The organism is Streptomyces sp. NPDC002867 (assembly GCF_053591895.1).
In genome coordinates this window covers 1-6645 of the sequence record NZ_JBSFUR010000094.1, presented here as the reverse complement: position 1 = coordinate 6645, position 6645 = coordinate 1, and the positions used below count along the sequence as shown (strand labels likewise).

At 70.9% G+C, this 6645-nt stretch carries 7 protein-coding genes; 3 read left to right on the top strand and 4 right to left on the bottom strand.

The features are described from left to right. Window positions 1–134: 134 nt before the first annotated feature. Window positions 135–1151, bottom strand: coding sequence for a glycosyltransferase family 2 protein (locus ACWD0A_RS34450; RefSeq protein WP_451304625.1), 1017 nt, complete (start codon window positions 1149–1151; stop codon window positions 135–137). A 108-nt stretch (window positions 1152–1259) separates the two neighbouring features. Between ACWD0A_RS34450 and ACWD0A_RS34445 the strand changes: the two genes are divergently transcribed. After that, a complete protein-coding gene (locus ACWD0A_RS34445; protein WP_451304623.1) occupies window positions 1260–2753 on the top strand; it encodes an LCP family protein in 1494 nt (497 codons plus the stop codon). Window positions 2754–2767: 14 nt separating this feature from the next. On the opposite strand, the gene ACWD0A_RS34440 is transcribed toward ACWD0A_RS34445, so the two are convergent. Further along, window positions 2768–3316, bottom strand: coding sequence for an acyl-CoA thioesterase (locus ACWD0A_RS34440; RefSeq protein WP_177152318.1), 549 nt, complete (start codon window positions 3314–3316; stop codon window positions 2768–2770). Window positions 3317–3424: 108 nt separating this feature from the next. Here ACWD0A_RS34440 and ACWD0A_RS34435 point away from each other — a divergent pair, with 108 nt between their 5' ends. Then, on the top strand, window positions 3425–4690 hold the full coding sequence (locus tag ACWD0A_RS34435) for an LCP family protein (protein ID WP_307715164.1): 1266 nt from the start codon (window positions 3425–3427) through the stop codon (window positions 4688–4690). A gap of 59 nt (window positions 4691–4749) precedes the next feature. On the opposite strand, the gene ACWD0A_RS34430 is transcribed toward ACWD0A_RS34435, so the two are convergent. Continuing rightward, entirely contained in the window at window positions 4750–5400 is a 651-nt protein-coding gene (locus tag ACWD0A_RS34430) for a hypothetical protein (RefSeq protein ID WP_451304621.1), read from the bottom strand. A gap of 219 nt (window positions 5401–5619) precedes the next feature. On the opposite strand from ACWD0A_RS34430, the gene ACWD0A_RS34425 reads away from it, so the two are divergent. Continuing rightward, entirely contained in the window at window positions 5620–6237 is a 618-nt protein-coding gene (locus tag ACWD0A_RS34425) for a dihydrofolate reductase family protein (RefSeq protein WP_451304619.1), read from the top strand. Window positions 6238–6291: 54 nt separating this feature from the next. On the opposite strand, the gene ACWD0A_RS34420 is transcribed toward ACWD0A_RS34425, so the two are convergent. Next, on the bottom strand, window positions 6292–6645 hold a 354-nt coding region (locus ACWD0A_RS34420; RefSeq protein WP_451304617.1), incomplete at its 5' end, for an acyl-CoA dehydrogenase family protein.

Here is a 6645-nt window from a genome sequence, read left to right as displayed (position 1 = left end):
AGCTGTTTCGCCCACACCAAAACAGCGTCTCATTCAAAACACCCGCCCCCCACCTATCGGGCGCCCCCCCCCCTCCCCGCCCGCGGCCCCCCCCCGGGGGGCCGCCCCGGCGTCCGGCACACGGTGCGGGCGGGTCAGGCCGCGGCGGTCTTCACCGAGGGGCGTCGGCTCGCGATGACCTTCTTCGCCAGCGAGCGCGGGCTCGTCAGGAAGCCGTACCCCCACGACATGTGCATCGTCGCCAGCGCGAGGGGAATCTGCACCCGGGCCTTCAGGGGCAGCCCCTTGCCGGCGGGGACCGAGCCGGCCGTGATCGCGGCGAGGTAGCCGCCGGGCACCACGAGGGCCCACGGGGTCACGGTCGCACCCAGGACCAGGCCCGCGGCGACCGCGCACACGGCGGTCGGGGCGGCGAGGTAGCGCAGGTTGATGGAGCCCTGGTGGTAGCGGGCGACGACATGGCGCCAGCGGCCGTAGTCCTTGTACTGCTTGGCGAGCGCCCGCACGGACGGCCGGGGGCGGTACTGCACCCTCAGCTCCGGCGAGAACCAGATCAGCCCGCCCGCCTCGCGGATGCGGAAGTTCAGCTCCCAGTCCTGGGCACGGATGAACTCCTCGTTGTACCCGCCCTGCTGCTCCAGGGCCTCCCGCCGGAAGACACCCAGGTACACCGTCTCGGCCTCGCCCGCCGTGCCGCCGGTGTGGAAGGCGGCGTTGCCGACTCCTATCCTCGACGTCATCGCGGCGGCGACCGCGTGCTCCCAGGCGTTCTCGCCCTCGGCGTGCATGATGCCGCCGACGTTCTGCGCGCCGGTCTCCTCCAGGAGACGGACGGCGGTCGCGATGTAGTTCGGCGAGAGCATGCCGTGGCCGTCGACGCGCACCACGATCGGGTGGCGCGAGGCCCTGATGGCGGCGTTCAGCGCGGCGGGGGTGCGACCGGTCGGGTTGGGCACGGTGTGGACCCGCGGGTCCTCGCGTACGAGCTCGGCGGCGATCTCGTCGGTGCGGTCCGTGGACGGTCCGAGCGCGATCACCACCTCTATCTCGCCGTCGTAGTCCTGCTCGAGGATGTGACGGACCGAGTTGCGCAGGTGCCGCTCCTCGTTGAGGACCGGCATGATCACGGAGACAGCGGGCGTGGCGTTCATCGCCCGCCACGTTACCGCGAACGGGGGACGCCCAGGCGCGGCGGCCGGTGTCGCAGATCGTATGGGCCTACGGTGCTCAAGATCGCCTGTCGTCGCGGAGGTGTCCCCTTGCCCCCACCGCCCCGCCCCCGTTTGCCCCCACCGCCCCGCCCCCGTCGCCCGGCACCGATCCCGGCGGGACATGTCAGACGGCGTCCGGCCGCGGCGCCGGTCCGGCGCGAGCGGCCGCGCTGGGGCGTGCGGATGGTGACTTCGCTCTCGGTGCTGGTGCTCGGCGTCGGCGGGATCGGGCACGCGGTGGTGACGAACCTCGACACCGGGATCGAGCGGGTCGACCCGTTCCGCGACATGAAGAACCGTCCCGGGGACAGCAACGGCATGAACATCCTGATCGTCGGCACCGACGGCAGGGACAAGATCACGCCCGAGCAGAAGAAGAAGTACCGGCTCGGCGGCGCAGGCTGCCGCTGCACAGACACGATCATGCTGGTGCACATCTCGGAGGACCGGGAGCGCGCCAGTGTGGTGAGCCTGCCGAGGGACAGCTACGCCGTGATCCCCGAGCACACCGACGCCGCCACCGGCAAGCACCACAAGACGCACCCGGTGAAGCTGAACGCCGCGTACTCGGAGGGCGGCCCGGCGCTGACGGTGCGCACGGTGGAACACATGACCAAGGTGAAGATCGACCACTATCTGGAGATCGACTTCACCAGTTTCATGAAGACGGTGGACGCGGTCGGCGGCGTGGAGGTCTGCACGGCCCGCCCGATGAAGGACTCGCACACCGGCCTGAACCTGCCCGTCGGCACGCACAAGCTGAACGGGGGTCAGGCACTTCAGTACGTGCGCGCCCGCCACATCGACGGGGCGGCGGACCTCGGGCGCATGCAGCGCCAGCAGCGTTTCCTGGCGGCCCTCGTCCACCGGGCGACCAGCAGCGGGATCGTGCTGAACCCGGTGAAGTTCCGCAGGGTCACGTCCACGATGCTCGGCTCGGTACGGGCCGACAAGGGCTTCGGCCCCGAGCAGATGCTCGCGCTGCGCAGGGCGATGCGGGGCTTCACGCCGGCCTCGTCGGAGTTCACCTCGGTGCCCGTCGGCGACGTGGGCCACCACGTGAAGGGCGTCGGTTCCACGGTGAAGTGGGACCCCGTGAAGTCGAGGAAGCTGTTCCAGCTGCTGCGGGAGGACAAGCCGCTGGCCCCGCACCGCCCCGAGCGCCCGAGCGCGACGCCGGTCGACGTCTCGCCGCAGCAGATCCGGGTGCAGGTCTACAACGGCACCCTGGTGACGGGCCTCGGCGACCGGGTCGACAAGGCCCTGCGCGGCACCGGCTTCCGCACCACCCAGGCCCCGCGCAACACCGGGAAGGGCCAGGTGCGGCGCACCTATGTGACGTACGACCCGCGCTGGGACCGGTCGGCGAAGTCGCTCCGGGCGGCCCTGCCGGGCTCCGAGCTGCGGCCCGTGAAGAACCAGGGGCCGACGCTGCGGGTGGTGGCGGGCGCCGACTACAAGGGCGTCACGCCGGTACGGGCGCAGGATCCGCACCAGGGCGAGTTCGGCGCGGTCACGGGCGACCAGGTGGTCTGCCCGTAGCGGTGTCCCGCTCGTCAGTCCTCCATGCCCTCCGCGGCCCGCTTCTCCCGCAGCTCCTTGATCGCGCGGCGCCTGGCCAGCCGATGGGTGCGCCGGATCTGCGCCTCCTGGTAGCGCCGCCGGTCCCGCTCGGTCTCCGGGAGCACCGGCGGCACGGGCCGCGGCTTGCCGTCCGCGTCGACCGCGGCGAAGACGAGATAGGCGCTGCCGACCTGGGTCGCGGGCGTCGACTCGTTCCAGCGCTCGGCGAGGACGCGTACGCCGACCTCCATCGATGACCGGCCCGTCCAGTTGACCTGGGCCTTCACATGGACCAGGTCGCCGACCCTGACCGGCTCCAGGAACACCATCTCGTCCATGGAGGCGGTGACCGCCGGGCCGCCGGAGTGCCGGCCCGCGACGGCGCCCGCGGCGTCGTCCACCAGCTTCATGATCACGCCGCCGTGCACGGTGCCGAGGAGATTCGTGTCACTGCCGGTCATGATGTGGCTGAGCGTGGTACGTGACGCCGAAGTGGGCTTACCCGGAATTTCGTCCTCCGGGCGCTGGGCCTGATCTGTCATGCCCTCCACCATATGCCGGGGCCGCATTGCATCAGGTTCGCTACAGCCGTGGTGTGATTCCCCACCCGCCCTGTCGGCGCACCGCATCCCACCGGCACACTGTTCGGCATGAACGACTGGCCCGAAGGATGGACCGACGACGGCGGCACGGGACGCGGCTACGGGCGTGGCAGCGCCGGTGCGCAGCCCGAAGGGGCGCGCGTGATGCGCCATGTCCAGCGCCCGGCCGCACCTCCGCGCGGCTCGGTGCCCCCGCAGCAGCGCGGCTACGACCAGGGCTATGCCGAGCCCGGTTACGACAGCGGCTACAACACGGGCCAGGTCTACGGCGCCCCCGGCGGGGGCGGCCGCGGCATCCCGCCGCAGGGCGGCCCCTACCGGCAGCCCGGACCGGCCCCGGACTGGCGTCGCCGGTTCAAGGTCGGCTCGGTCGTGGTGCTGGTGGCGGTGCTCGGCACGGCGATCGGCACGTACTTCTGGGCCGACTCCAAGGTGCGGCGCGAGGTCGACCTCGCCAAGGTCATCGAGCGGCCGCAGGAGGGCGACTGCACGACGTACCTGATCGTCGGCTCGGACAGCCGTGAGGGCATGACGGCCGAGGAGAAGAAGAAGCTGCACACCGGCTCCGCCGAGGGCAAGCGCACGGACTCGATGATGATCCTCGCGGCCTGCGGCAGCGGGAACACGATGGTGTCCCTGCCGCGCGACTCGGACGTGGAGATACCCACCTTCGTGGGCTCGGAGTCCGGCAAGACGTTCCAGGGCACGGGCCGGCGGGTGAAGCTGAACGCCGCGTACGCGGAGGACGGCCCCGAGCTGCTGGTGCGCACGGTCGAGCACAACACCGGTCTGCGCATCGACCACTACGCGGAGATCGGCTTCGCGGGCTTCGCGAACATCGTGGACGCGCTCGGCGGTGTCGAGATGAACATCGAGAAGGGCTTCACGGACAAGAAGTCCGGCGCCGACTTCGAGGCGGGCAAGCAGACCCTCGACGGCGAGCAGGCCCTGGCGTACGTCCGTACGCGCTACGCCTTCGCGGAGTCGGACCTGGCGCGCACCAAGAACCAGCAGAAGTTCCTGTCGGCGATGGCGAACCAGGCGGCGACGCCGGGCACGATCCTCAACCCGTTCAAGCTGTACCCGACGATGGGCGCCGGTCTGGACACCCTGATCGTGGACAAGGACATGTCTCTGTTCGACCTGGGCGAGATGTTCTTCGCGATGAAGGGCATCACCGACGGCAGCGGTACGTCGTTGAACATGCCGACGTCGGGCAGCCGCGGCGGGAACCTGGTCTGGGACAAGGCCAAGGTGCGGCAGCTGGTGCAGCAGATCCAGAACGACGAGAAGGTCACCGTGTCCGACAAGTGACGTCTCACACGCAAAGGGCCCGCCGCACGCGTGTGCGGCGGGCCCTTGCGCGTGCGCCCTCAGCCCGCGAACGGGTTGACGTGGCCCGGCAGTTGCTGGCCCGGTCGCAGGAATCGGTCCCTGCCGTGCTCGTCGCGTACGGCGGTGAACCCCGCGGCTGTCAGGCGCTGCGCGATCCGCTGCCGGCGGACCTCGCCGACCTTGAACGCGCCGAGGAGGAACGCGGCCAGCGCCGCGCCGCCCACCAGCGCGCCCACGTACATCTGCGCCAGCAGCAGCACCACGACCAGCACGCCGCACATGCCCCAGGCGACCGCCTTCTGGCCGGCGTCCGCCGCCTTGGCCATGACGTCGTAGCCGATGCGGTCCTTGATGCGGTCGACGGCCTCCTGGGCCTCGGCCGTCGGCTGCAGCGTCCCCGGCTGCAGGCCGGGCGACGCGCCGCCCCTGCCGGCTTCCGGGAAGGCGGCGATGGTCGCGGCCTCGCGGACACGGGCCTCGGGCCGCGGGTCCCGGTACATGTACACCGCGAGGACCTGCTTCCGGGGTCCCTCCCGGCGGGCCTCGCCGTACTCGAAGCCGTACTGCTCGGCGACGTACACCTGCGCCGCGATCTGCCTGGCGATCGCCATCTCCTGCCGCAGGACGACGACGTCCTGCGTGGCGATCTGCCGCAGCAGCGACGCGATCCGTCTGTCGGAAGCGCCCATTTCCTTCTCCCACCCCATGTGTGCCGATGACCGCCGCCCGATGGCGGCAGCGCAGCCTAACCGCACCGAAATGGATCATTCCGCCTACCCCGCCTCGCGGGGGCGCTACGGCAGTCGCCGGTACCTGAGGCGCCGATGGCGACGCGTCGCCGATGAGTTCCGGTGGCGGGCGGCGTCTACTGGGACGAGAAGGCACTGACGACTGGCGTGGAGGCCGGCATGAGGAAGATCATCGCGCAGCTGTTCATCTCGCTCGACGGTGTCGTGGAGGCGCCCGACCAGTGGCACTTCCCCTACTTCAACGACGAGATGGGCGTCGCCGTCGACTCGGTCCTCGGCAGGGCCGACACCCTGATCCTGGGGCGCAGGACCTATGACAGCTTCGCCGGCGCCTGGCCCGGGCGGGAGGCGGCCGGCGGGGAGGACGCTCCCTTCGCCAAGATCCTCGGCGACGCCCGGAAGATCGTCGTCTCGCGGCAGCAGCTGGAGTTCACCTGGCGGAACTCCGAGCTGATCGAGGGCGACCTCGTCGAGGCGGTCACGGCGCTGAAGAAGGAGCCGGGCGACAGCGCCATCGCGATGAGCGGTTCCGTCTCCGTCGTCCGGCAGTTGCTGGCCGCGGGGCTGCTGGACCAGCTGCAGCTGCTGGTGCACCCGATCGCCGTCCGCAAGGGCATGCGCCTGTTCGACGAGGGCGACGCTCCGATCCCGCTGAAGCTGCTGTCCTCCGAGACCTTCGAGACGGGGGTGCTGCACCTCTTCTACGCCCCCGCCGAGCAGACCGGCGAGGGGACGTACGAGGAGGCGAAGGCGCACCTCCCGCAGGACGAGCGGTAGGGACCGGACGTGCCGACGGCCCCGGCGCGCTGCCGGGGGCCGTCGTCCGGGTCACTACGGCAGGTTGCGCGCCATGACGATGCGCTGGACCTGGTTCGTGCCCTCGTAGATCTGCGTGATCTTGGCGTCGCGCATCATCCGCTCGACGGGGTAGTCACGGGTGTAGCCGTAGCCGCCGAGCAGCTGGACCGCGTCCGTGGTGACCTCCATCGCCACGTCGGAGGCGAAGCACTTCGCCGCCGCGCCCTGGAAGGTCAGATCGGCGTCGCCGCGCTCGGACTTGGCGGCGGCGGCGTAGGTCAGCTGACGGGCGGCCTCGATCTTCATGGCCATGTCGGCGAGCATGAACTGGATGCCCTGGAAGTCCGCGATCGGCTTGCCGAACTGCTTGCGCTCCTTGACGTAGCC

Excerpts from the sequence above, each read along its gene's own strand:
- ACWD0A_RS34450 (WP_451304625.1), bottom strand. The coding sequence starts at position 1,151 with ATGAACGCCACGCCCGCTGTCTCCGTGATCATGCCGGTCCTCAACGAG.
- ACWD0A_RS34440 (WP_177152318.1), bottom strand. The coding sequence starts at position 3,316 with ATGACAGATCAGGCCCAGCGCCCGGAGGACGAAATTCCGGGTAAGCCC.
- ACWD0A_RS34435 (WP_307715164.1), top strand. The coding sequence starts at position 3,425 with ATGAACGACTGGCCCGAAGGATGGACCGACGACGGCGGCACGGGACGC.
- ACWD0A_RS34430 (WP_451304621.1), bottom strand. The coding sequence starts at position 5,400 with ATGGGCGCTTCCGACAGACGGATCGCGTCGCTGCTGCGGCAGATCGCC.
- ACWD0A_RS34425 (WP_451304619.1), top strand. The coding sequence starts at position 5,620 with ATGAGGAAGATCATCGCGCAGCTGTTCATCTCGCTCGACGGTGTCGTG.